Below are 23,678 nucleotides of genomic sequence, written 5' to 3'. Positions count from 1 at the left end.
GCGTCGCGCATTAGATATTCACCGTTGCGTCGATGCCATATGCGCGCGGTGTGTACATCGGGTGTCTGGGGAGACACTCTCTACCTGCGATTATAGCCTTTCCCGAAGCGCTTCATAGGGCGTTTGGCAAAACCAAAGACTCTTGTCTCGGCTTCGTCGCGCTCGCCTCATTCTTATTTGCGCCTCCTAAGCCGGTACAATCCTATCCCGCGGCTCCTCAGAGGCGCTCCTTAACGGCCTATCCAATCGAAAAACGCCTAAAACTACCCGATCAGGTAGTTGAATACCCCTCATATGCCTGTCTACTTGTTGCAGATAGGAATCGGACACGAAATTCGAAAAAGTCCGATCCATTTATGGACTAGGGATGCATTTGAAAGGTAGAACGGATGGTGAGCCACGCATTGAATAAGTCGCATCTAGATGGCGATGCGGCACTGAACTATGTCGACAAGAAAAAAGCACTATGGATACTCTCCGTTCTTTGGCCAGCAACGCCTCTGGTAGGCCTTTATCTCGTTTCGGAAACGGGCTGGAGCATCTGGTATGGACTGGTTCTGATCCTGTGGTATTTAATTATTCCAGCGCTTGATTTTGTATTTGGTCAGGATTACTCCAATCCGCCCGAAAGCGCGGTAGAAAAACTTGAAAAAAGTACATATTATCGCGTGCTTCTCTACCTTACGGTGCCAATACACTTCGCCGCGCTGATCGGCTGCGCATGGTGGGTTGCCACCCAGGATCTCAGCGCGCTTGAATTTATTGCGCTGGCCCTCTCGTTGGGTGTCGTCAACGGATTGGCACTCAACACCGGCCACGAACTTGGACATAAGAAATCCTCGTTCAGTCGCTGGATGGCAAAGCTTGTGCTTGCCGTTGTCGGCTACGGACACTTCTTCATCGAACATAACAAAGGGCATCACCGCGACGTAGCGACGCCGCTAGATCCCGCAACTTCGCAAATGGGCGAGAATATTTACATTTTCTCGCTGCGCGAAATTCCGGGTGCATTCAAACGCGCTTGGCATCTGGAAAAGGAACGCCTCGCCCGTTGTGGCAGTAGCCCCTGGACTCTCAAAAACGAGATTCTCCAGCCGATGGTCGTCACCGTCCTGCTTTATGGTGCGCTGATCGCCGCATTTGGCACGATCATGCTAGTCTTCCTACCGATTCAAATGGCGTATGGCTGGTGGCAGCTGACGAGCGCGAATTATATCGAGCATTACGGCCTGCTGCGCGAGAAGTTGCCGAATGGCCGGTATGAGCACCAGCAGCCGCGGCACTCGTGGAACGCGAACCATATCATGTCAAACCTGATCCTGTTTCATTTGCAGCGCCATTCGGATCACCATGCGCATCCGACGCGGTCCTATCAGTCTGTCCCCCGTCAGCAATTGATAGACAGATTGGGTTATTAAAATAGGAGAATGTTTTGGTATCATCGCAGTGACGTAAGGAACGAAGATGAGACCAAAACAGAAAAATTCCAAAGCCTCCGCTGAGCGGGTAGTGAAGGACATTCGCAGAGCGACCCGCAAGCAATATGGTGCGGAAGAGAAGATACGGATCGTGCTGGAGGGTCTGCGCGGTGATGACAGTATTGCTGAGCTGTGCCGTCGTGAAGGCATTGCACAGGGTGTATATTACAAATGGTCAAAGGACTTCATGGAGGCTGGCAAGCGGCGGCTTGCTGGTGACACGGCCCGTGCTGCCAACACTGATGAGGTCCGCGATCTTCGTAAGGAAGCCCGCGATCTGAAGGAGGTTGTAGCTGAACAGACCCTTGAGATGCGGCTTCTTAAAAAAAGCATGCTCGGGGATGGGGGAGAAGACGAATGAGATATCCTGCCACCGAGAAGCTGGAGATCATCAAGCTGGTCGAACGCTCGCACCTGCCTGCCAAGCAAACATTGGACAGGCTGGGCATCGCCCGGCCTACCTTTTACCGCTGGTATGACCTTTATCAGCAGTTCGGGGAGGAGGCGCTGCAAGACAAGCGGCCTGGGCCTCGTCATGCATGGAACCGGATCCCCGATGATGTGCGGGGCCAGATACTGAACATGGCTCTGGAACGCACCGATCTCAGCCCACGCGAACTGGCGGTGACGTTCACGGACACCAAAGGTTACTTTGTGTCCGAGGCCAGTGTTTACCGGCTGTTGAAGGCGCATGATCTGATCACCAGTCCGAGCTTCATTGTGATAAAAGCTGCCAGCGAGTTCAAGGATAAGACCACCGCCATCAATCAGCTGTGGCAGACAGATTTTACCTATCTGAAGATCATTGGCTGGGGCTGGTATTATCTGTCGACCATTCTGGACGACTTCTCGCGCTTCATCATCTCGTGGAAGCTTTGCACCACAATGAAAGCAGAAGATGTCACCGACACACTGGAGCTGGCATTGACCGCATCGGGCTGCGATCAGGTGCATGTGTTGCATAAGCCTCGGCTGCTCAGCGATAATGGCCCCAGCTATGTCGCAGGCGAACTTGCCGAATATCTCGCTGACAAGAATATGAAGCATGTGCGTGGTGCACCATTCCATCCGCAAACGCAGGGTAAGATCGAACGCTGGCACCAGACCTTGAAGAACCGGATACTGTTGGAAAACTATTATCTACCCGGTGATCTGGAAGCGCAGGTCGAAGCGTTCGTCGAACATTATAACCACCAGCGCTATCACGAGAGCCTCAGTAACGTAACGCCTGCTGATGCCTACTTCGGCAGGGCAGAATCCATCATCAAACAAAGAGAAAGGATCAAACGAAAAACCATGAAACAAAGACGCTTGCTTCACAGCAAGCTCGCAGCCTAATATAAATCAAACAGATGATGCCAAACATTCACCAACGTGAAAACCGCATCTGTCTCAAATTATATGACAACGGACACTCGGGGAATATAGCGATGCTTACCCATCAAACATTGCGTATGATCCGCGGCAAAGAGCTTATGTGCGCGGGACGGCCTTTGCGCCCCAGCTGACTGATGGCGATGTTTCAGAATATCTTGCCCAACTGGAAATGCTTAGCAAAGGCTATCGCGAAGAAAGCGAAATTTGGCCGGTCAACATCCCGGAATTTGATACCGTGGCTGTTCACTCACGGCCGATTGCGCCGGAGACGTTTAAACTCGTCCTTGCGGCAATCCGACAGCGGCAATGTCTCAAGGCTAGATACGTTTCCCTCAGTTCCGGTAGTGAAGGGTTCCGAGCGATCCTTCCTCATGCCTTGGCAAGCGACGGTCACCGTTGGCATATGCGAGCGTTTGATTTTGACAACCAACGTTATTCCGATTTTGTGCTTTCCAGACTGGAGGCCAAAGGCTTTGCTGATACACCCAGCGGTGATCTTCCTCGCGATGTTGATTGGACATCTACAATACAGCTGGTCCTCACGGCGGACCCAGCGATGCCGGAACCTAGGCGCGAGAGATTGGAATCTGAATATCGGATGCGGAAAGGCGCTCTCAGGGTCAAGATCAGACAGGCAATGTTGTTCTATTATCTGAGATTCTATGGCTTCAATCCCCATGATCTGGAAGGCGGAGCCATGCGCAATGTGAGCAGTTTTCACCTCAAAGTCGCTAATATGGAGGAGGTCGAAAAATGGCTTGGCCGGAGAAATTAAGACACCTTTTCCAACCTAGAAAATCATCTCAAGATTCCGCGCTTTACGACGGAGAAACGGGGCGGGAGCGAGTAATCGCTATTCTTCGCGAAAATCCAGTTGTGGATGGCCAAGGCGAAGTCGCGGCGACGTTGTACGATCGAGGGGCTTTCCAAGGTTTTAGCAAGGGTGAAGATTTGATCTTGCAGGGAGCGAACGACGACGACGTTTACTTCCTCTTGTTCGGTGAAGTTGATATCTTAATCGACAAGAAATGGCGCGCAAAACGTGTTGCTCCCAACCAAGTCGGCGAAATGGCTGCCTTGGATGCAGGTATGCCCCGGTCGGCCACTGTGCGAGCAAAAACTGACGCGGTCTATGCGTGGAAAGTTCCGGCGCAAAACTTTAACGAACTCTTCGTAGCCGATGGCAAGGCTGCCCTTCGTATTAGGCGGGAGTTATCGTCTCGCCATCGAGAGCAATTGGCTTGGAAGCCCGCTCGAGACGGTTTGAAAAGCTTCGCTTTATGGACCGTCATATCCTTACTGGTAGCGGTTCTATGTGCGGCGATTGCCTGGACAACAACCGCTTTTTTACCCTTTGGGGAGATAGAGCGGGCCGTAACCACTGGAGGAACGGCACTTCTATTTTTCATATTCACGATGCTGCTAAACCCGGCGTTTTTATGGCGCAGGTTGATTTCGTATGTGCTGTTGGGATGGGCCGGGTTGTTCGTGATGGATTGGACTATCGCCGCCAAGATGAAAAACGGATCAGAGGAAACAGAGGTGTCTTTGGTGTCAAGCGGACTGGACCTCGACTGGACCATTCTGACACCCATCGCAATCGTGTCGGTAGTGCTGATTGGAATCTTTGCAGTTTTCGAGCACAAAAGAATGGAGGGTTGAAATGCGACAATCAAATGGTGCCGAGAACCCTATTTCGAGGGCAATGCAACAAGGAATCGAGAGTGGCATAACTCCCGCGACCGGAGGCGCAATAGTGGCCGAATGCCAAGCGCGCTTGCATAGCGCGAACGTTGCACAACGTACTGGAGAGAGTTCGTGTCCCTGAAGGACGATCTCGAGGCGGAGGTCGCCGAAACCTTCGAAACAAAATGGACCACGCGAGACGGCCAAGTTGTACCATCCCCGGCAGACGTCAAACTCGGCAACGACGCAGTCAAGCTGAAGGGCACCGTACTGTATGCCGATCTTTCGGAATCTACCGCGATGGTCAAATCGAAAAAGGATTGGTTCGCAGCTGAAGTGTACAAAACCTTTCTTCATTGTTCAGCGAAAATCATCAAACATTTCGGCGGCACGATAACCGCTTATGATGGAGACCGCATCATGGCGGTCTATTTGGGCAAAAGCAAAAATACCAGCGCCGTAAAAACTGCTTTGAAAATTCACTCAGCTCGGCAACATATCATTCAGCCCGCGCTAAAGAAGCAATATCCCAATAGTACGTTCGAACTGAAACATACTTGCGGGGTGGACACGTCGAACCTCTTTGTCGCCAGAACCGGTGTACGGGGCGATAACGATCTCGTATGGGTTGGACGTTCCGCGAATTGGGCGGCGAAGCTTAGTGATCTTCCCAATACACACGCGACTTGGATTTCCGCAGCCGTATATGATGTGATGCACGAATCTGTGAAGCTGGATGGCAACAAAGACAACATGTGGGAAAAACGCTCATGGACGCCGCAGAATGGAGCTACAATTTATCGTTCCGATCACTGGTGGAAATTGTGAGCTAGATAGGGTCCATTCGCCCTCAAGATGTCGCACGCGCCTCATTGCGGCAATCACTGAACTTAAATTCATAACTCCGAGGATCGATAAAGGGTCAAAAATGGCGATAAACAAAGCTGGATCAGTCTTCGGTTTAGCCGACAAAGAGCAACATTGGTCGACATCGCCTTTGTATGTTTACTACGCCATTGACATATACGCCAATGACGTATAGAAGGCTTGCAATGAATAGCCTTCAAACCGTTGTAGAGCTTCCTGAGTTCCAGAAACGTGCAAAGGCGATAATGTCCGATTCAGAGCGGCATGAAGCAATTGATTACATTGCGGCGAACCCTGAATCTGGCGCTCCGCTTGGCGGGGGATTGAGAAAAGTGCGTATCCCAAGAGAGGGAGGCGGAAAGAGTGGCGGCTTTCGAACGATATATGTGTTCGGTGATAGGCATATGCCGATTTTTTTAATCACGGTCTTTGGGAAAAATGAAAAAGGTAATTTGACTAAATCGGAACAGGCAGCAGCTGTTGCATTGAGCAAAAAAATCATTGCGGCATATGGAGAAAAGAAATGAGCGCTTACGATACTATTGAAAAAGGGTTGAATGAAGCCTTAGCTTTCGCCGAAGGCCAGACTAAAGGCGCTCGTGTTCACAAAATTGAAGTACCGAGCGTCGATGTCGTTGACATTCGGCAAAAAACCGGCCTGTCGCAAACAGACTTCGCCCGCAGCATTGGAGTTGCAAAAGGTACATTACTCAATTGGGAGCATGGCCGAAGAGATCCAAGCGGTCCCGCTCAGGTGCTCCTAGCATTGATCGCGCGCAAACCTTCTGTCGTGCAGGAATTGCTTCGCTAACATCTCACCCAATTCAATACTAAGATGCCAAATGTAAAAATACAATCTTTCATCATACATTGGCCTGGATACTTGTATCAATGAATTTTGGCCCGCAGCCAGCTACATGCACAAAAAATAGGTAGATATACCCCGACTCCTTGAGGATCCGAAAAAATAGCGGTTGCGTTATAGTCGGGAAGCGATTCTGTATTGGGGCATGATCCGCAGTGGTTTCCTGAGCAAAGCAGAACGGCTTGAGCTACGCGCTCTGGCGCGGGATGGGCTGAGTGAAGCGCGCGCGGCGCGCCGTGCCAATGCGATCATTCTGCTGGACAAGGGATGGAGCTGCCAGGAGGTGGCGGAGGCTTTGTTGATCGACGATGACACGGCTCGCTCCTGGCACAGACTTTATGACGAGCATGGCCTGACCGGCCTTGTGGTCTTCGATGTTGGGGGCAGTCACAGCCGGCTTTCTGCGGAACAGGAAGACGCGCTGTTTACGTGGGTCAGCGCCAGCCTGCCACGCAACGCGCGCACGATCGGCGCGTGGATCGCCGGTCGCTTTGGCATTGAGTACAGCCACGCGGGGCTGATCGCGCTGCTGCATCGGCTGAAGCTTTCGTACCGCAAGCCTGCGATGGTGTCGGGCAAGCTGGACGCGGCCAAGCAGCAGGCGTTCATCGCAGACTATGACCGGCTGATGTGCGGCCTTGAGAACGACGAGGCAGTGGTGTTCGTCGACGCCGTTCATCCGACCCATCAGGTCCGTGCGGTGGGCTGCTGGGCACCCACGGGCGAGGCGGTAGCGATTTCCCCCAGCAGCGGCCGTGACCGGGTGAATATTCATGGCGCCATCGACCTCGAGACCGGCAAGACCCAGATGCTCGATGTCCTCACCGTCGATGCGCAAAGCACGATCCTGCTGCTCATGGCGATCCTTGCCGCCCATCCGTCGCGGCGGTTGATCCACGTCTTCCTCGACAACGCCCGCTACCATCATGCCCGGCTGGTGCAGGAATGGCTGGCCCGAAAAGGCCAGCGGATCAGGCTCCACTTCGTGCCGACCTACAGCCCCCACCTCAATCCGATCGAGCGACTCTGGGGAGTGATGCACAAAAACATCACCCATAACCAAGGCTACGCAACGGCGCGCGAATTTAGGGCAGCGATCCTGGGGTTCCTAACTCAAAACGTGCCGAAACAATGGCACGTCTTCCGCGATCAGGTCACCGACAACTTTCGCGTCATCAATCCCGCAGATTTTCGGATCCTGAGGTAGACGGGGTATAGTCAGTAACATGATCTCCTCCTCCTGCTCCATTGCCCATCAAATGATCCGGTGGAATCTTCAAGGCCATCCCAACGAATATATCATCAGGATCATCGAGTTGATCCCGATTGAGATTGAAAATCTCGTCATATCTGTTCTTGTTACCCAAATATTTTGCCGCCAGTTTCCCCAGCGTGTCGCCACGCACTACTGGATGGACCAGTGCAATTTCGTCATCTGATCCCTCAGCATCCACGCCCAATACCGTCATCCTAGAAGCAACGGCGTCCAGAGTCTTTGGCCGATACGCAGCAGCACCTCGTCCTGCACTAGGTTCAGCGTTCCAGCGGCGGCGAGCGCTTGCGCTGACCTGGACAATATCATTTGGTCCGACACGGTCCGAAGAAAGCATGGCGCTCTTCAACTTGCCGATGAGCGAGTTGGCGCTGCGCGCAACCTCGGGATCGTTCTGCAAGGGAGCCAAATGGTTGGGGGAAATTTCATAGGCTCGTGATTCCGGGCCGTTGCGAACTTCTAGTCCTTGCGCTCTGGCACCCTTCAAAACCCAGGCTAGCGTTGCATCTGAAAGCCCCCGTTCCGGACCGCCGCCGCCGACCGAACCATGAACGCCAGGAAACCATTTTTGCTGATATGGGGCGTGGGGATCATACATCGACCAGTCTTGGTCGGTGTTCAGATCCGCCACGTTGTTCCACAGGACAGGCTCAAACAGGACACGGCGCTCATCGATTGCCACAGCATGGCGCGCCGCCTGCAGCTTGCTGGTTAATTTGGCATCGTGAAACTTAAATTTTCGGTTTATCCAAGTGGCTCCAGGAATAAATTTGGGACAGCCCAGCGCAGCCACCGTGTCCCAAACACCAATATATTTGATTTGCAGGATAGGAATATCGCGCCAGTCCATTTCGCTACAATTCTCCTGCCGCCAGTCCTTATCCCACTCGCTCACACAGATTTGTGAAGAATATTGGGAACGGAATTTGAGCGCATCAAGCGAGTCATCGCCGTCACCCTTGAAAACTGCCTTATAAAGACCGATCGCTTCTTCGATTTCTTTAGCGCTATCGACATTCAATATTCCGGCATGTCGGATAAAACCGACAAACGAGCGGGCCGTGAAGGCCCCCCGGGAGAAACCGAAAGCAAAAATATGATCGCCGGGTTCGTAATTGAACAGCAAAAAGCGATAGGCATCCCGGATGTTGTCCATCATCCCCTTGCCAAATGCGCCACCGCGAAACCGTTCATCCTTAGCGGTACCGATACCTTCGTCATAGTAGATTAACTGAGGCGTACCATCGGATGCGATCGGCTTGGTCATCTCTGCCAACAGCACAACATTAGTCGGTGAGTCGGCGGCAAGCTTATTCCAAGTCCCGTCAAAACAAAATACCAGTCTTTTCATGCGTGCCCCCAATTTTCGCCAATGTCTAAGTTTTCAATATGCCCCAAAAACCTTTGATGTTAGAAATGCAGGAGAACAATACTAACCCTTAAGACCAGAGCCGTGTGTTCAGCAGTAGTACAGTTTTGGTATTTTCAAATTTCATGCTAAATCAAATGGCTCCGTATTGGAAGATTAATGCGAAACTATATTTGGCACGATAATCTGAGTAAATTCTGAAGGTGTCCGTACACTAATTGCCTATAGGCCTCACGTTCGATCTGAATCGAATAAACCGCATCAACTATTGTTGAGCCCAAGTGGTTGTGATCCCGAGCTAAAAGCTTCTTGTTTCCGCAAATATTCCTCCACTTTCTTCAACGTCCTGGCACGCGGCCTGCGCCCTCCCCTTAAATCCAAAACAAACCTCGGATCACCCACCGCGCGCCTGCCAAACCGCGTCGGCGACATATGTGTCTGCTTAAGGTGCATTTCGATACGATCCAACAGTTTCAATTGAGGTCTCCTCGAATCATAAATTCCTTGCGTTCTTGTTATGTTCCTAGTAGGAAGATTGCATATTGTCTAGGATAAATCCTATTGAGGGGTCGAAAGGCACAAAAGATGGATGATGTACGAAAAACTCTGGACCGGCTGATCCGCGAAAACGGGGATGATTATTCCGGCCTCTCAAAAATGCTTGGCCGTAATGCAGCCTATATCCAGCAGTTCATAAAGCGCGGCACACCGCGCAAACTGGATCCGGAGGACAGGCTTAGGCTGGCGAGCTTTTACGGCATTGACGAACAACTCTTGGGCGGGCCACCGCCAACCGGCAGCGACGGTATGGTCGAAGTCCCTGTGCTTGATGTCAATGTTTCTGCAGGACATGGCGCGCTTGCGACAAGTGAGGATAGGAAAACGCGTTTCTCATTCGATGAACGCTGGCTGCGCAAACTGACACCGGCGAGAGGCGTCAGCCTATCGGTAGTCCGCGTCATGGGCGATTCCATGGAACCGACCCTGTCGGACGGTGATGATGTGCTCGTGGACGCTTCTGATCATGGTTCGCGGCTCCGCGATGGGATCTATGTGATGCGGGTTGATGACACGCTGGTGATCAAGCGAATTGCGCTGCGTCCTGATAGTCCCTTCATTACCATTGCCAGTGATAACCCGACCTATCCGACCTGGGAGGATGTTGATCGCAGCACCGTCCATATCGCAGGTCGCGTGCTTTGGTTTGGTCGCGCGCTTTGAGAGGAATATCGCTCTGAGCTATTCTAAATCCCCATATCCAATGGCTTGCTGTGCTCTTTCTCAAGTTCTCGCTGGTCCTGTTGCGGTTCTTTGGGCGCAAGTTCATTTCCTTTGGCAAGCCCCGTGGCAGCGGCTTTACCAAGACGCTTGGTCACTTCGAGCGCCGATGTTTTTGCGCCGTCATTCTTTTCAACCGCCGTTTCCAGTTTCTCGCGGTTATCAACAATTAGCGTCAAACCATCCCGCAATCTGGTAATCGTAACCAGAAACGTCTGCTTGTTGGAAAGATTGCGTTCACGGCTATCCATGACGGCGATCCCGCGATCTGAGGTTAGCCCTTGAGCCATATGGGCATTGAGCGCGTAAGCCAGATCAATGCGTTTGAGCATCGGATCATCATGGCGGAGCCGGTGTTCGATGCCGGAAGATGTTCGCAAGCTAACATGCTTGGCATCAATGTCTGTGATGCTTGCCTGATCCGCATTGAACAATCCGCGTTTGTGATCGCTATCGGTCCAGCGGATTTTATCACCGGCATAAATATCAAGATGCTTCTTTTCATAGAGAGCAATCTGGTCTTCAGATGCATTGGCGCGAAGTTTGCTGACCTGAAAGCTCCGCTCCCTGCCCCTGTGATCTTTCAATACAAGCTTCTTTGGGCGTTCATCGACCGAGACGACATCATATTGCCCTTTGCTAAGGCGCTGACTTCTGTCCGGAGCTTTAAGTTCAATCATCATGCCCGGTTTGTAGCTGTGAATATAGCGCAGTTCTTCGCGGGTGCTGTTGACCCGGGAGAAAGTTTCCAATTTGAGTCCGCGTTTGCCGAGCTCACCGTTTTGTTTAAGCCCGGTCTGGACCGCTTCATTGACGGCGGTGCGCAGCGCCCGACCCGAAGCATAAATGGCCGTGGATTGCCGTTCGTGCGGAGAGAGCGCGAGCCAGCGTTCGGCAGCGATCAGGGCGCTGCCCTCTTTGGTTTCGATAATATGGTCCTTCAAATAGGACATGGCCTCGCCGATATTTCCGGCCTGGGCTGAATATTGTGCGCGGCGTAATATTTTATCACGCGCGCGCAAATTGGTGATCATTTTTGCGGTATCAATGCCCGAGGCCTGCACAAGCGCGAAGGGCTTGCCGGCATCGACAGCGCCAAGCTGCTTCTTGTCCCCGATCATCACCAGACGGTCTACCTCGAGCAGGTTTGCGAGCCGGACCAGCTTTTCTTTTTCGACATTGGATACCATCGAGGCCTCGTCGAGCACCAGCACATGGTCTTTCATGGCGGCTTTGGCTTCTGTGAGAGCATTTTTATCCGCTCCCTCCTGTAGGAGGTTTTTGTGACTTCCGATGAAGCGCGCCAGGGTCATCGACGCAATCCCGGTATCGCGTTCGAGCATCTGGACGAGCGTATTCTGGACGGCGAGACCCAGAACCGTTTTACCATTCTCGCCAAAAAGCTGCGAGACGGGTTTAAGAAGGCTGCTCTTGCCTGCCCCGGCAATGCCCTGCACCGCGATAATGCGGTTGGACGATGATAATATCATCCGGCCTGCGGACTCTTGTCCTTCGTTAAGTGTCATCCCAAAGTTAAGACCCGCGACCGCTTGCAGCTGATCGCCTGCCATGCCCGATGACAAAAAAGGCTCTGACTTGCCCCTGCCCGCTTCAACCTGTCCAATTATCCGCTGCTCGGTCTGCAAAGCATCACGCGTGGTGACAAAATCACGGTCGCGTCCTTTGCCCCGGACGAGCTCACCTTCCCTGACCAGCGCCCGTACACGGCGTTCGACATGGGCAATGGATGTCGGTAGGCCAAAATCCAAAGCTGTCTTGTAAACATCATGAACCCCAAAGGCTGCTTCGCGCTGCGCCAGATGGCGAATGGCTGAAGCGGTCGCCTGCGCTGCAGCTATCTCTTCGCGGGGTTTGTTCAGGATATGCACTGGCACCAAAGGATCGGCGGAAGGCTTTGGACCAAATCCCTGAATTTTTTCTGCAAACGCGCGCAGGAAAATCATCCCTTTTTGCGCCAGCGACAGATTGGGATTTTTATCAACCTCCAAACCAGCTGCGCGAATGTTCGCTTTGTCGATCAATCCGCCAAGATCGAGATCCATCGCCCGTGCTGCTTCCTGCCATGTTGTAGACAAGGCATCCCTGTCCTTTATGGCTTCTTTGGGCGCACGGGTGGCCAGAGCGGCAATCTTGCCAGCTTCCAGTCCTGGTCCCCGGCGCGCATCAAGCACCTCCTGTCGGCGGGTCGAAAAGGCCATGACCGCTTCGCGCGATATACCTGCGGCTTCAAAATTACCGTGCTTGCCTTGATGGGCAGGCTGATAGCCAAGCTTTTCGATTTCAAGACGAAAGCGCGCCATCGTCATGCTGTTCAGAAGCGTGTTGTTCGACCAGAGCTTGTCATTATGCAGCGCCCGCCATTTGGCGTCCGGGCCTTGGGTGATATTGGCGACAACCGCGTGAAAATGAACATTGGGTTCAGAATTGCGATTGGTATCATGCTGGAACAGTCCAATGGTGAGATTGCCGGAACCAATGGCCTTGATCTTGCCGCGAGAAAAAACCCGTGTTTCGGCGATATTTTTCTCGGCCCATTGCAGCGTCTCGATCACCGCCGTCCGGTAAGCTTCGATGATCCGTTTATCGCCGCCCACCAGAGCGATTAACGACCAGCTTTTGGGCAGCGAGAAAGTAAGATCGGTTCCGGCGCGGTGATATTGTTTATCGCTGCCAACACGCTCGCCATTTGGCAATTCACCGCGCAGCAAAGCTTCAAAGCCGCTCGCGTCCACCTGGCCCTTTAAACCTAACCGCTCCGCTCCTTCTCCGATCCACTGACCGGACCGGTCGGCATCGGCTTTGGTATAATAGTTATCCGCCGCAAAATAAGTTGCAGCGCCGCCCGCAGAGCGAACATTGGAAGCGGAGAGCATAGTCCATTCCTATCATTGAACGCGCCCTCCACCGCGCAGGTTTCACATGTCATATTCGCCGATATCGCGGTCCGGCTCATCACGCACAGCGCCCTCACGGAGATCCCGGCCAGCATCACGCGGCAGACCGCTCAGCGACCGGGCCTTGTTCGCTGGATCGGATGGATCAGGCAGATCAGAGCGCTGCTGTTTGTCATCTTCGGGAGACGGTGATGGCGCCTGCTCATCCTTGCCGAGCGATTTAATCGGACCATCGGTAGCGGGATCCGCTGTGTTGCCCTTCAGTATTTTATCTTGAGGCTCATCGGACAACTGGACGTCGGTGATTTCTTCGGGCTCCCGAAAGGCAAACTCCTTCTGATCGGCCGCAGATTGTTTGACGCCTTCGTCATTGTCATCGGAGTCCGCTGCTGGCTCCTCCTCCCCGCTGTGGCTATTTTTAGCCGTCCCTTCAGACTTGGAAGACGGCAGTGGTTCTTTGCTGGGTGCGCGAGGTTTATACAGTTCATCGGGCTCATCAAATGCCCGCGCAATAAATCCTTCTGCCAGACTGGGCCAGGATTGCGGGACCAGTTTAACCGGCGCAGCGGGGAAGCCATCGGGGAACTTGATGTAGCCGTTGAGCCGCGGCAAGTTCATAAATTGATCGGGCAGCAGCAGCGGTTCGATCTGCCTTCTGGGGGTTAGACTGACGGCATCACGGGCATTATTATAGCCGTAACTATAGCCTTCTTCCATGTCGCGTATCTGCCGGTGACCGATAAAGTCTGAGCACCATGTTGCCGTTTCCCGGTCGGCTGTAGCCAGTATTAATTTGGTGCGCGCAAGCGAAGACAATGTCATCGCCATATTTTCACCATACACCTCCTTGAGTTTGGCAAATGCATGAATACCAGTCACGATAGCGCCGCCAAAATTGCGGGCCGTTTGCAAACCTTTTTCCAGCGCTGGCAACCGGTGCAATGCGCCCAGCTCATCAATCATGAACCACACCCGCAAATCGGATGTCCGGCTCATCGACATGAGGGTATTCATCGCAGTGTCCATCCACAATGTTAGCAGCTTGGAACAGATACTCATGTCCACATAGCGCGCGGATATAAATATGATCCCGCCGCGTTCGCATTCACCCTGCACCCAGTCGCGGATTGAAAAGTGCGGACCATGTTTGGGCAGCAACATCAAAGCCTCGGCATTTGCATTAAGCACAGCCCGGATTGAGGTTGCCATCCGGGCCGCTTTGGGCGCGGTCAGTTGCTCCGCGACAGTACCCTTTAGGAGCTTATGAACATCTGTGAGATCGGCCGTAATCAGCTTGTTTGCGAGCGCCTCGTTGGTTGGCGTTCCCGCCTTCATCAGTTGCATGCAGGATTGCACAAATACCGAGCGGGCACCAATAACCCAGAACTGGTCATCGCCGCCGCCATCCTGGGGTACTATTGCTTCAGCAGCGCTGTGAAATTCGGCAATGGTGCTGCAATCATTGAACACACTCCATTGCGGACAGCGGGCATCAAGCGGGTTCAATATGACATCACGCGAAGGGTCATAGAAATGTTCGATAAAAGCGCCGGTCAGATCGAATATGACGGCGCGCTGTCCCTTTCTGCGGGCCTCGTCTATCATCTCCAGCAGGGCAACGGTTTTACCGGTTCCGGTGGTTCCGATCAGCATCGCATGGCTCTGTTCAAGCCGCCAGGGATAACGAACACCTGTAATTGCAGAGGGAGTATAATAGCCCGCCGCATCGAGCCCATGCTGCCCTGCCAGTCGCCAACGCCGGCCTAATTCGGCGCGCATTTCCCTTACCTGCTCGCTAGCATTATGGCGGGTTATTTCCGCTTGCAGCTGGGGCAATGTTGCAAGCTGCGCTCCGCGTTCATGTTTACTTTCTTTCGACCGTCCACCAAAATATTCAGCCACCCAATAAAATAGTATAAAGGCAGGCAGAAACAGCAATACGGAGATGGCCAAAGCCGTCCGGAGCGCAGTCCATAATGCTTCCATTGCGCGCACGACAGGAGGGAAGTTCTGAACCGTTGAAATCGCCATTTCAGTGCTCGCGCCACCGGCAAGATCAAGATTAACCGGCTTGGTAGGATCAAACTCCATGAACCCGTAGAGCGATGCATAAAGGTTCATGCCGGCAAGGTAGCGCTGATGGTCGGTGAGGCCAGATGTTACCTGCCAATAGCACATCCCTAACAGGAGAATAGCAGCGATAATGAGAGGGGCTTTGAGCCCACTTGCGAACATGAATCCAAAGTGCCCGAGAAGCTGGCTACCGCGCGTGAAATTGACCAGATTACGCTTCATCACGACCTCCATTCGAAGAGGCAGGAGCAAGCCCCAATCGCTGCAGGCGGCGGGCATAGGCATCATGGGTTTTTTGCCGAAGCGAACTATCTGGATGGGCAGTCAAAATGGCATCAAGCGCTACGGACGAAAATACAATCTCGCGGGCTTTGTCGAGGCCTTTTAAAGCGTCGCTATTACCTTCATCCTGCGCAATATACGCCGCCATCACAAGATCACGAATGAAGACGCTGACACATTCCCCGTGATCGTCAGCCTCCGACCTGACCCACTGCGCCAGCGGATAAGAAAGATAGGTTTGTAAGCAAATATGGTTGGTCATACTCAGGTTCCTTGACGTTCAAGAACCTGGTTCACCCTTCGAAAAGCCCAATAAGAATAAATCGTGAACAAGTCTAAGTCAATCGGTTATATATCGCTTTTTATCAATATGTTATGCTGACGTGATTGGGGTAAGACTTGCCCAAAACCCACCAAGTCTTAGAGGATTTGTCTGTTACATCGGGCCATTTTGGAACTTAAACAATTGATATAAAACAATATACCCAAGGCAGCGAGCTGCGTACGGTGTGCGCTCTTTTGTTCCCAGCTCGGCAGTAAATTTCTAGGAATTTTCTCGATTACATCATGTGGCGTTATGCCACGTGGATAGCATGGATAAAAACGCGCGCTGATGCTTGACATCGGCGTTCCACAATTACCCCATGGCTAGAATTACAAACTAAAGCACGAGCAAAAAATAAGGGCAGCAGAATGGGGATTCCGCTGCCCCTATGTCACCCGATTTGGGTGTTTTCCATATCAACGCCAGCCCGGGTCGCAAATGGCCAGAATCGATACGGAAATTCTGAATAATCTTTATTCCTGATAGTTAGCAACTCGATTCCCGGAATGATTGTATGGAATCGCCTTTCGGCAAAGTACCTTGTATTTCTCCCTGTTAGGTTTAAGCCAACCGACAGTGCAGAAAATGTCTTTCAGGCCGACGGTCGGGGGGCTAGGTTTGAAAGACATTTTCGGCGCTACCACTTTCTGAAGCGAACAAAAATAGTGGCAGAGACCGTTTCCGGCCCCTGCCCTGTGTGCCGTCCTTAGAATTCATCCAGCAGCGCCCCATGGACAGTATGGACAACCCGGTTCATTGCCCATGTCGGTAGCGCGTTATAATCTCCTTCATCCAGTGCTACATAACCCTGGTCGTCGTCCTCAACGACATGCTGATCAAAGAAGCTGTGTAGAGCCCTCCGTTCCGCTGTTTCTACTGCCGCAAAATAGCTTTGTGCATCAAATACCGTATCTATAACCTGTGTCATACTACCTCCTGAAATTTGTCAAAATGACGACAAGTCTCGTGATGCGTGAAGGGTTACCGGGTCACAGGACCGGCTGGAACAGGCGGCCGCGAAGCGGCGATGGGGGAAACGATTTTATCGCGTAAGGCGGCCCAGCCGCCGGAGCGGTAAAATGGTGGGGCCCCGTCGTCCTTTACGCGGTGGCCCTTCGCGCATCATACTTGGACTTCAAGTGAGCAACCCCTCCCCAAATTCGTATTCCACATCCAGATTACATTCGCAAAAATCATTTTCCTACAGGTGGGACAATATGCAATTACGGAGTTTCAAGGGGTCAACACTGAGAAAAAGGAAATCTCATGACCAGAAAAACAGGTGCGCTGGCAGCGCTCAAAAAGCTTGAAAGCGAACGCGCAAAACTCGACACAAAACAGCAAGAGCTGGAGACCAAAGCGGCAATCGAACTTGGACGGATGTTCTTGGGAACCGGCGTCGAAACGTTCAGCGCAAAAAGTCTCAAGCGCATGGGAACAGTTCTTGGAAAAATGAACGAAGAGCAGGCGCTAGCCACACTCAAAATTGGAAATTCTACTTCAGCGCGCTAACTCCCTAAACACGCATGTGAACATAAAAAAGGCCCCGCCGGGAAACCGGCGAGGCCTGATTGATTAAGCATGAAGATCAAGGATTATTCACCGATATCGGGTGCATCCTTGTTATCCTGGGAAGCACCGCGGGTGAGAAAATCCACCTTATCGGCAAGAATTTCGCAGCCATAGCGTTTGATTTTATCGGCATCTTCCCATTGCGTATAATGCAGGCGCCCTTCGATCGAAACCATCTGGCCCTTGGTACAATATTGGGCAACGTTTTTGCCAAGACCGTTGAAGCAAGTGATACGGTGGAATTCTGCATCTTTGACCGTAAAGCCTTTTTCATCCTTGTAGGTCTTGCCTTCACTGTTGCGGGCTGGCCGATCGGTTACGACCGAAAGATTTGTAACCGTTGTACCACCGTTTGTTTCCCGGCTTTCTGGATCGCGAGTGACACGTCCAACCAAAACTACGATATTTGTCATTGTTATTCTCCTGATATTAATCTTCAAACCGGACCATTCCGGCTTGCGAACATCCGTTAGAAACAGGGAGAAGCGGGATTGCACCGAAGGGAAACCAGCTTTGTCCGGGTGGTGCGGGCAGCACCTGAAAGGTGCAACACGGCCGGTAACAAAGCTGGTTGCAATGCGGCTGACCTGGTTCAGGAAGGTTCGCGAAAAAGCCGAATTGGTCACGGTTGATTTGATCTTCAGGAGACGCTGACAGCGCGTGTTTTGGATCCGTCAATCACGATTGAAGCAAGCATGTTTAACGGCTGGCTTAGTGGTTATATATTGGGAACCCGCCTGCAACACCGGCACACGTAGTACGGAACAGGCTGCGCGTGAAAAAGCCTTACGCCGCCATATTCGCTTCAACGGCGACGAGCTTTGGTTGCCCTCGCATCATCCAGGCCTGTGGTTCGATCAGCCGCGCCCAATCCGCAAACGAGGGGATGGTTCCCAAATCTTCCATGACATGCTGTTCGCCGATCAGGCGGACAGGAACCTCGCGGCCATCGGCGTTAACAATGGTCGTACCGAAGAGTGATTCCAGCATGAATATACCTTCGGCATGATGCCGGAGCGCCCGGTGACGCGGGTCCGCCAATATTTCCTTCGATTTATCAAACCATTGATGCAGGGGCAGATAATCGCTTGCCTCCCCGCCCCATTTACGGACCGAAGAAAGCGCATGATAATGACAATGCGACATTATTCCTCTCCGCCGATTTCTGTTTCGGTATAGTCGGTGCTCCGAAGACTACAGCACAGTGCCATCGTACCCTCTTCAACCTCGATCCTGAAGATGCCATAGGCTCCTTCATTGATTTCCCATCCCGGATGATGAACTTCCAGCGCATCATAAGCGAGAGTTTCAAGCGCTTCTGCCAGTGGCATGGATTTACGCATGATCATGGTCGAACCAATCTCAAAAATTTCAATTGCAACTTTGGTATCGGAACAGTCGATTGGTTTGTTATCGTTCGAATAATAGGTAGCACCTTCCAGACAACCACTATCGCCCATACCGTCATAGTTGAGCTCAACGCTCGCTACATTTGCTTCTCGCAGCCCATCAAGAATAGCTGACTTGTTGCGCTGAAAAGACTGGATCAAACGCGCATTGCGGGTTTTCTGTTTGTCGAAATAGTCCGTCATCCATTCCCTCGTTTCCATGATAAATACCTCCGGTTCTGTTTCAGCCGATCACACCGTGTGTCCGGCTCAGGGAAACCCGAGCCTCCTTTCCTCTCAGCGAGAAAAGTCAGCGCCGCCAAAGCGGTGCTGACTCGGACAGCCTAGCTGCCTGTATCGGCTGGCTTTGTCTTGGGACTGACGCCAAGAGGCCCGCGCCGATCAACGACCGTGATACGCCGTCTCTTGGCTTCGATGACCAAACGTTCCAATACGCCATTCCCGGGAAATGCAATGACGTAGCGAGGAGCGAGCCCCAGCATCTGTTCATTGCGTTTGAAGCCTGCTCGTGCGCCCAAATGGCGATCCAGCGAAAAGGTAAGCTGCGCAACGCCGCGACGCTCAGCCCAAGAGGCAGCTAAACGGTCGGCACCCTTGCCATCTCCGCCATGGACCAACACCATGTCACCAACGGAATTATGCACCTTGTCGAGCGTGGCCCAGACATTGTTGGCAAAAGTCTTCGCATCTTCAGTACTGTCTTGCTTGTTGCGGCCACCAGCAAAGATTATTGGCGCACCCTCGGGCATCAGCGCTTTGCGTCTGGACTGGCTGCGAGCTTTGAGAAAATCCCGCCCCTGAATGACGGCAGAGGTCAGCATCGCCCCGTGGCTGGCGCGGGAACTGGAAACTGGTTTCCAGGAGCTGTGCGTTTCATCGAGATAGAGCGCTGCTGCAACCTCGCGCATTTCTTCAAAGGCGACCATGGAGGCTTCTGCGGCTTGCGCGCGTTCTATCTGCTCTTCCAGGTTGCTGGTATGAACTTCCGATCCATCAGCAGATGCGATGAGTGCCCGGACCTCATCCGATGCACGGTCAAGCTGCTTTGATTTACGCTGCGCAGCGCGGTGGAAGAGATTGACGAAGCCCCATCCGAGATCTTCAACGTCGGCTTCAAGAGCGGTATCGGTAAAGACAGCGAATAAATCCGACCAAACAGCTGCAAGTGTCTGCGAGATAGCATCCTGAGCTGGAAAATCCGATGATATAAATGGGGAACTGCTGATCGTGAGACCGGAAAGGTCAAGACCAGCAAGTTGCTGTTTGAATAAATTGTCCATGATGTTCTCCTGATATGCGGGAGATGTTCGGCACCTTGCCGCTTTATCCCGCAAGAGCCCGAAAGGAACGTCAGGGCGCATGACGCACCGCTTGCCCAAGCGGGGAACCTCGCGAGACAAGGCTGGCGCGGGCCACACGGGCCGCAGTCCTCGCGGGGTTGCGTCAAAGCCCTGATGGTCCAGGGCCTCTCTTGCGGGGAGAAAAAACGGCTGGATGCTCAGTCTACCATCAGGAGATTATGGGATCAGTGTCCAGGCGAACTTGGTAGTCCGAAAATCTTCGGTTCAAAGGCGTAGCTTCCCCCGCCCGGAAAAGCCGCAATGGCGTTCAGTCGCCCCTGCTCAAAACGGAAATGCCAGGTCTGGCGATAATCCGGTGTCTTCCCGGCGAATATGGACGGGTCAAATATCGCGCTATTATATCCAGCATCCGGATCTCGCACCGAGACTGTGCGAATAAGCTGCGCATCTGCTTTGCGAGCTACATCAGCAAATTCCTGACAGGTTTTGTATTCGTTGGGATGCACCCAGTCTGATGCTTGCGCGTCAAATGGCGGCCTGGAAAGATCAACCGCGCGTAAGGTCGAAACAGCAACGGAAAAACTCAGATGCTCGCTGGTCCGGTTCCCCGGCACAAAATCCGGTGATCGGCTGAAAAAACGCAGTCGCCAATAGGCAGTCTCTGCAATCGCTGTGGCTTCGGCCTCACTGGCATAGAAAATGCCGGGACGCTCATTCGCCCGCCGGAACCGGCTCAGACTTTTATGACCGTATCGAAAGGGTGAAGCGAGAAGATAATGCAGACCCTGAGCAGACTTCGGAAGGTCGGGTTTTGCTGCTTCGGCAAGCTCTTCAAGGCGTGCCTGATCTTCGAAGGTTTCCGCCAAGCGATTGGTCGATATACGGTGCTGCGCTTCGACCACCCGCCAAACGGTTTTGCGGTAGCGGCGAAATTCAGACGCGAGCGCGGTGGGCGTCCACATAGTCACATACCGTCAAAAGTCCCTTGAAACTGTCGATGAGATCAATCGGCCGCGCCTCGAGATCAAGGTTATGCGATGTCAGCCAGGATTTGGCTGCATCATCATCACTGCCCATAAGCGCGTCCAGACTGCGGAACAGCCGCAGGAGAAACTGCCCAGCTTCAAAAGATTTGGATGCAGGATCCAGAAATGTTTTTCCCGAACGAAGCCGGGAAATGGTTGCTTCCGACAGGCCCAGCACCGCACTTAATTTGACATTGCTCAGGTTCCAGAATTTTGCAATTCTACCAATTGCAGAACTTAGCAACCTATCATCGCTCCGTTCTATTTTGAGTGCCCGTTTAGTCATTTTCATTTCTTTCTAATGAATGTATTTTACAATAATCTTTCATTTGCAAGATTGCAAGTTTTTTGCTCAATCATGCGGCATCGGATAATTCACCAGACTCTTGTTGCACATAACCGCCAAGGCTCAACAGCAGATTTGACGCCTCTTCCGCGCGCGCCGCCGCTGTCAGTATAGCGCGATCATCCTTTTTGAGCAGCTTTAGCCAACTGGCGATATAGCTTGCATGATTATCCAGATGTCCGACCGGAAGGCCAAGCTCCGCGCCCAATATGGCACTGGAAAGCTCTGCTACCAGCTCTTCGGCGGCATAAGCAGCACTGCCAAAACGGTTCTTGAGATCACGATTCAGGCGCGACTTATGGCCTGACCAGTGACCAAGTTCATGAGAAAGGGTCGCACAAAATTGGTCATAGCCATCAAACAGACTGATGGGCGGCATCGTAATACGGTCAGCTACCGGTTCATAGTAGGCGCTGCTGCCATGCTCGCGGGTATTGGCACCAATTCGCGCAAAGAATTGATCCAACTCTTCCGCTCGTCCCTCCGGTTCGATATCCAATACTTCAGCCGTGGGATGGTAGCGTTCGGGCAGACCGTCGCATTGATCGGCATTGAATATAGCATAGGATTTGAGCACGCGGCGGGTTTCCTCCTGCGCTTCACCATGATCCGCAGCTTCGACTTCTTTGGTATAGCTTTTGTAGAATATGGCGATGGACGATTTTTCGCCCTTGCGGACCTGACCGCCAAGCGATGCGCATTGCCGGTAGGTCATCCAGTATGGCGCGCTATAGCCGTTCTCTTGCGCCATCATCCAGAGCCAGAATACATTCATTCCGCGATAGGGCGTACCGCAACTGCGCAAGGGCCGTGAGACTGGAAGTCCTCTCCAAGGCTGTATCCAGGGTTTTGTTCCAACTTCCAGTTTTTCAATGATCGCGGCGGTGATCCTTGCGGCTGGGGATATCTTCGGTGAGAGATATGATCTTTTGGGCATGTGTATTCTCCTGAATATATCCAGCAAAATTGCCGGATCAGACAGGCCCAAGCCCCCCTCTCCTCTCTCATCAGGAAGTCAGGCTATCAATATAACTTGCAATTCTGGAACTGTACTCCATAAATGCAAGGATGATTAACCGCCGAATCCACGATATTTTGCTCGAAAGACTGGATGAAAGTCCAGCAGTAGCCTTGCTTGGGCCGCGTCAGGTGGGTAAAACGACTCTAGCGCAGGAAATTGGTGAAAGCGGTCCTTCCCTCTATCTCGATCTGGAATCGGATGCTGACCGGTCCCGATTAAGAGAACCGGAGCTTTATCTTGGCAATCATGAAGACAAGCTTGTAATCCTCGACGAAGTTCACCGTGTTCCGGATCTTTTCCAGAACTTGCGCGGATTGATTGACAAAGGGCGTAAAAAGGGAAGGAGAACGGGCCGGTTCCTCCTGTTAGGATCAGCATCTCTGGACCTGATGCGCCAGTCGGGCGAAAGTCTGGCGGGCCGCATCTCCTATCTGGAAATGCGGCCACTTGACCCTCTGGAAATTGATCCAGGCGATTTGAATGAACTTTGGGTAAGGGGTGGCTTCCCGGACAGTTATCTTGCCAAAAGCAATCAGATGAGCCTACGCTGGCGCAGGGATTTTATCCGCAGCTATCTGGAGCGGGACATCCCGCAACTGGGACCGAGAATTGCCGCTGAAACACTAAGACGTTTCTGGGTCATGCTCGCGCATCATCAATCAGGCTTATTAAATGCTGCCGATTTCGCAAGATCATTGGGGGTCGATGGAAAAACGGTTGCATCCTATCTTGACTTGATGGTTGACTTGCTGCTCGTTCGGCGTCTTGAGCCCTGGCACAATAATACCGGCAAAAGACTGGTCAAATCTCCGCGTGTTTATGTACGCGATAGCGGCATTGTTCACGCGCTACTGGGCATAGACAGTCTCGAAGCCCTGCTTGGCCATCCGGTCGCCGGAGCCAGCTGGGAAGGATTTGTCATCGAAAGCCTGATCGCTGCCGCACCTGAAGCTGCGCTGGCTAATTTTTACAGGACATCGGCAGGAGCGGAAATCGATCTCCTTTTGACGCTGCCCACAGGCAAACGATGGGCGATTGAGATCAAGCGAAGCTTGACGCCAAAATTGGAAAGAGGCTTTTACAACGCCTGCGACGACATACACCCGGATCGCAAGCTTGTCATATATCCAGGCTCCGAAAGCTATCCTCATTCCGAGGGCATTGAAATTGCATCACTCCCGGAAGTTGCCGGTCAACTGGCCGCGATCCGGTAACC

Annotated in this window: 23 protein-coding genes; 11 read left to right on the top strand and 12 right to left on the bottom strand. The window is 52.5% G+C overall.

Annotation, left to right across the window (positions count from 1 at the left end):
- Positions 1-389 precede the first annotated feature (389 nt).
- From ACWFTY_RS06795 to ACWFTY_RS06760, 8 genes are all read left to right on the top strand, one after another.
- Positions 390-1,418, top strand: coding sequence for an alkane 1-monooxygenase (locus ACWFTY_RS06795; protein WP_447526561.1), 1,029 nt, complete (start codon positions 390-392; stop codon positions 1,416-1,418).
- A gap of 46 nt (positions 1,419-1,464) precedes the next feature.
- A protein-coding gene (locus tag ACWFTY_RS06790; RefSeq protein ID WP_335647960.1) for an IS3 family transposase occupies positions 1,465-2,816 on the top strand; the annotation gives its coding sequence in 2 pieces (ribosomal slippage) (positions 1,465-1,800 and positions 1,803-2,816; 1,350 coding nt in all).
- Positions 2,817-2,955: 139 nt separating this feature from the next.
- Entirely contained in the window at positions 2,956-3,630 is a 675-nt protein-coding gene (locus tag ACWFTY_RS06785; protein ID WP_176280150.1) for a WYL domain-containing protein, read from the top strand.
- Positions 3,609-4,517: a cyclic nucleotide-binding domain-containing protein gene (locus ACWFTY_RS06780; RefSeq protein WP_176280149.1), complete on the top strand. Its 909-nt coding sequence runs from the start codon at positions 3,609-3,611 to the stop codon at positions 4,515-4,517. Before ACWFTY_RS06785 ends, ACWFTY_RS06780 begins: the two co-directional genes overlap by 22 nt.
- A 156-nt stretch (positions 4,518-4,673) precedes the next feature.
- Positions 4,674-5,369, top strand: coding sequence for an adenylate/guanylate cyclase domain-containing protein (locus ACWFTY_RS06775; RefSeq protein WP_176280148.1), 696 nt, complete (start codon positions 4,674-4,676; stop codon positions 5,367-5,369).
- 224 nt (positions 5,370-5,593) lie between these two features.
- Positions 5,594-5,935 carry a type II toxin-antitoxin system RelE/ParE family toxin gene (locus ACWFTY_RS06770; protein WP_176280147.1) on the top strand — a complete coding sequence of 114 codons (342 nt, stop codon included), beginning with the start codon at positions 5,594-5,596 and terminating at the stop codon, positions 5,933-5,935.
- Complete coding sequence (locus ACWFTY_RS06765; RefSeq protein ID WP_176280146.1) at positions 5,932-6,219, top strand: helix-turn-helix domain-containing protein; 288 nt, start codon at positions 5,932-5,934, stop codon at positions 6,217-6,219. Before ACWFTY_RS06770 ends, ACWFTY_RS06765 begins: the two co-directional genes overlap by 4 nt.
- A 199-nt stretch (positions 6,220-6,418) precedes the next feature.
- Positions 6,419-7,480 carry an IS630 family transposase gene (locus ACWFTY_RS06760; RefSeq protein WP_176280145.1) on the top strand — a complete coding sequence of 354 codons (1,062 nt, stop codon included), beginning with the start codon at positions 6,419-6,421 and terminating at the stop codon, positions 7,478-7,480.
- Here the strand turns inward: ACWFTY_RS06760 and ACWFTY_RS06755 are convergent.
- Complete coding sequence (locus tag ACWFTY_RS06755) at positions 7,449-8,897, bottom strand: phospholipase effector Tle1 domain-containing protein (protein WP_176280144.1); 1,449 nt, start codon at positions 8,895-8,897, stop codon at positions 7,449-7,451. The genes ACWFTY_RS06760 and ACWFTY_RS06755 overlap by 32 nt on opposite strands.
- 603 nt (positions 8,898-9,500) lie before the next feature.
- On the opposite strand from ACWFTY_RS06755, the gene ACWFTY_RS06750 reads away from it, so the two are divergent.
- A complete protein-coding gene (locus ACWFTY_RS06750) occupies positions 9,501-10,136 on the top strand; it encodes a S24 family peptidase (RefSeq protein WP_176280143.1) in 636 nt (211 codons plus the stop codon).
- A gap of 23 nt (positions 10,137-10,159) precedes the next feature.
- On the opposite strand, the gene mobF is transcribed toward ACWFTY_RS06750, so the two are convergent.
- The 4 genes from mobF to ACWFTY_RS06730 form a co-directional block, all read right to left on the bottom strand.
- The gene (gene mobF / locus ACWFTY_RS06745; protein WP_176280142.1) at positions 10,160-13,087 is read right to left on the bottom strand and encodes a MobF family relaxase; all 2,928 of its coding nucleotides are present in this window, start codon (positions 13,085-13,087) and stop codon (positions 10,160-10,162) included.
- Between the two features lie 42 nt (positions 13,088-13,129).
- Positions 13,130-15,403, bottom strand: coding sequence for a type IV secretion system DNA-binding domain-containing protein (locus ACWFTY_RS06740; protein ID WP_100092290.1), 2,274 nt, complete (start codon positions 15,401-15,403; stop codon positions 13,130-13,132).
- A complete protein-coding gene (locus ACWFTY_RS06735) occupies positions 15,393-15,725 on the bottom strand; it encodes a hypothetical protein (protein WP_100092291.1) in 333 nt (110 codons plus the stop codon). The genes ACWFTY_RS06740 and ACWFTY_RS06735 overlap by 11 nt, the downstream gene beginning before the upstream one ends.
- A 769-nt stretch (positions 15,726-16,494) precedes the next feature.
- Positions 16,495-16,716: a hypothetical protein gene (locus tag ACWFTY_RS06730; protein WP_089132038.1), complete on the bottom strand. Its 222-nt coding sequence runs from the start codon at positions 16,714-16,716 to the stop codon at positions 16,495-16,497.
- 338 nt (positions 16,717-17,054) lie between these two features.
- Here ACWFTY_RS06730 and ACWFTY_RS06725 point away from each other — a divergent pair, with 338 nt between their 5' ends.
- Positions 17,055-17,300: a DUF6437 family protein gene (locus ACWFTY_RS06725; RefSeq protein WP_100092310.1), complete on the top strand. Its 246-nt coding sequence runs from the start codon at positions 17,055-17,057 to the stop codon at positions 17,298-17,300.
- Between the two features lie 83 nt (positions 17,301-17,383).
- Here the strand turns inward: ACWFTY_RS06725 and ACWFTY_RS06720 are convergent, their stop codons facing one another.
- The 7 genes from ACWFTY_RS06720 to ACWFTY_RS06690 form a co-directional block, all read right to left on the bottom strand.
- On the bottom strand, positions 17,384-17,773 hold the full coding sequence (locus ACWFTY_RS06720) for a single-stranded DNA-binding protein (protein ID WP_100092311.1): 390 nt from the start codon (positions 17,771-17,773) through the stop codon (positions 17,384-17,386).
- 373 nt (positions 17,774-18,146) lie between these two features.
- Positions 18,147-18,506, bottom strand: coding sequence for a DUF6915 family protein (locus ACWFTY_RS06715; protein ID WP_176280140.1), 360 nt, complete (start codon positions 18,504-18,506; stop codon positions 18,147-18,149).
- Positions 18,506-18,952 (bottom strand): DUF6878 family protein, encoded by a 447-nt coding sequence (locus ACWFTY_RS06710; protein ID WP_100092313.1) that lies wholly within the window; start codon positions 18,950-18,952, stop codon positions 18,506-18,508. The genes ACWFTY_RS06715 and ACWFTY_RS06710 overlap by 1 nt, the downstream gene beginning before the upstream one ends.
- 140 nt (positions 18,953-19,092) lie before the next feature.
- Complete coding sequence (locus tag ACWFTY_RS06705; protein ID WP_176280139.1) at positions 19,093-20,049, bottom strand: DUF2493 domain-containing protein; 957 nt, start codon at positions 20,047-20,049, stop codon at positions 19,093-19,095.
- A gap of 245 nt (positions 20,050-20,294) precedes the next feature.
- Positions 20,295-21,032 carry an RES family NAD+ phosphorylase gene (locus ACWFTY_RS06700; protein ID WP_100092315.1) on the bottom strand — a complete coding sequence of 246 codons (738 nt, stop codon included), beginning with the start codon at positions 21,030-21,032 and terminating at the stop codon, positions 20,295-20,297.
- Positions 21,004-21,381: an MbcA/ParS/Xre antitoxin family protein gene (locus tag ACWFTY_RS06695; RefSeq protein ID WP_100095351.1), complete on the bottom strand. Its 378-nt coding sequence runs from the start codon at positions 21,379-21,381 to the stop codon at positions 21,004-21,006. The genes ACWFTY_RS06700 and ACWFTY_RS06695 overlap by 29 nt, the downstream gene beginning before the upstream one ends.
- A gap of 70 nt (positions 21,382-21,451) precedes the next feature.
- Complete coding sequence (locus ACWFTY_RS06690; RefSeq protein WP_176280138.1) at positions 21,452-22,378, bottom strand: ArdC family protein; 927 nt, start codon at positions 22,376-22,378, stop codon at positions 21,452-21,454.
- Between the two features lie 131 nt (positions 22,379-22,509).
- Between ACWFTY_RS06690 and ACWFTY_RS06685 the strand changes: the two genes are divergently transcribed.
- Positions 22,510-23,676, top strand: a complete 1,167-nt coding sequence (locus tag ACWFTY_RS06685) for an ATP-binding protein (RefSeq protein ID WP_173202588.1) — start codon at positions 22,510-22,512, stop codon at positions 23,674-23,676.
- Positions 23,677-23,678: the final 2 nt, after the last annotated feature.

This window comes from Parasphingorhabdus sp. NYA22, from assembly GCF_976973735.1.
The sequence above is the reverse complement of the archived record's forward strand: the minus strand, read 5'-3'. Positions and strand labels throughout refer to the sequence as shown.

Bases quoted from the DNA above. Each gene is read 5' to 3' on its own strand.
- mobF (WP_176280142.1), bottom strand. From the start codon at position 13,087: ATGCTCTCCGCTTCCAATGTTCGCTCTGCGGGCGGCGCTGCAACTTAT.
- ACWFTY_RS06760 (WP_176280145.1), top strand. From the start codon at position 6,419: ATGATCCGCAGTGGTTTCCTGAGCAAAGCAGAACGGCTTGAGCTACGC.
- ACWFTY_RS06685 (WP_173202588.1), top strand. From the start codon at position 22,510: ATGATTAACCGCCGAATCCACGATATTTTGCTCGAAAGACTGGATGAA.
- ACWFTY_RS06770 (WP_176280147.1), top strand. From the start codon at position 5,594: ATGAATAGCCTTCAAACCGTTGTAGAGCTTCCTGAGTTCCAGAAACGT.
- ACWFTY_RS06725 (WP_100092310.1), top strand. From the start codon at position 17,055: ATGACCAGAAAAACAGGTGCGCTGGCAGCGCTCAAAAAGCTTGAAAGC.
- ACWFTY_RS06710 (WP_100092313.1), bottom strand. From the start codon at position 18,952: ATGACGGACTATTTCGACAAACAGAAAACCCGCAATGCGCGTTTGATC.
- ACWFTY_RS06720 (WP_100092311.1), bottom strand. From the start codon at position 17,773: ATGACAAATATCGTAGTTTTGGTTGGACGTGTCACTCGCGATCCAGAA.
- ACWFTY_RS06700 (WP_100092315.1), bottom strand. From the start codon at position 21,032: ATGTGGACGCCCACCGCGCTCGCGTCTGAATTTCGCCGCTACCGCAAA.
- ACWFTY_RS06740 (WP_100092290.1), bottom strand. From the start codon at position 15,403: ATGAAGCGTAATCTGGTCAATTTCACGCGCGGTAGCCAGCTTCTCGGG.
- ACWFTY_RS06715 (WP_176280140.1), bottom strand. From the start codon at position 18,506: ATGTCGCATTGTCATTATCATGCGCTTTCTTCGGTCCGTAAATGGGGC.
- ACWFTY_RS06730 (WP_089132038.1), bottom strand. From the start codon at position 16,716: ATGACACAGGTTATAGATACGGTATTTGATGCACAAAGCTATTTTGCG.
- ACWFTY_RS06755 (WP_176280144.1), bottom strand. From the start codon at position 8,897: ATGAAAAGACTGGTATTTTGTTTTGACGGGACTTGGAATAAGCTTGCC.
- ACWFTY_RS06690 (WP_176280138.1), bottom strand. From the start codon at position 22,378: ATGCCCAAAAGATCATATCTCTCACCGAAGATATCCCCAGCCGCAAGG.
- ACWFTY_RS06765 (WP_176280146.1), top strand. From the start codon at position 5,932: ATGAGCGCTTACGATACTATTGAAAAAGGGTTGAATGAAGCCTTAGCT.
- ACWFTY_RS06795 (WP_447526561.1), top strand. From the start codon at position 390: ATGGTGAGCCACGCATTGAATAAGTCGCATCTAGATGGCGATGCGGCA.
- ACWFTY_RS06705 (WP_176280139.1), bottom strand. From the start codon at position 20,049: ATGGACAATTTATTCAAACAGCAACTTGCTGGTCTTGACCTTTCCGGT.
- ACWFTY_RS06735 (WP_100092291.1), bottom strand. From the start codon at position 15,725: ATGACCAACCATATTTGCTTACAAACCTATCTTTCTTATCCGCTGGCG.
- ACWFTY_RS06750 (WP_176280143.1), top strand. From the start codon at position 9,501: ATGGATGATGTACGAAAAACTCTGGACCGGCTGATCCGCGAAAACGGG.
- ACWFTY_RS06780 (WP_176280149.1), top strand. From the start codon at position 3,609: ATGGCTTGGCCGGAGAAATTAAGACACCTTTTCCAACCTAGAAAATCA.
- ACWFTY_RS06695 (WP_100095351.1), bottom strand. From the start codon at position 21,381: ATGACTAAACGGGCACTCAAAATAGAACGGAGCGATGATAGGTTGCTA.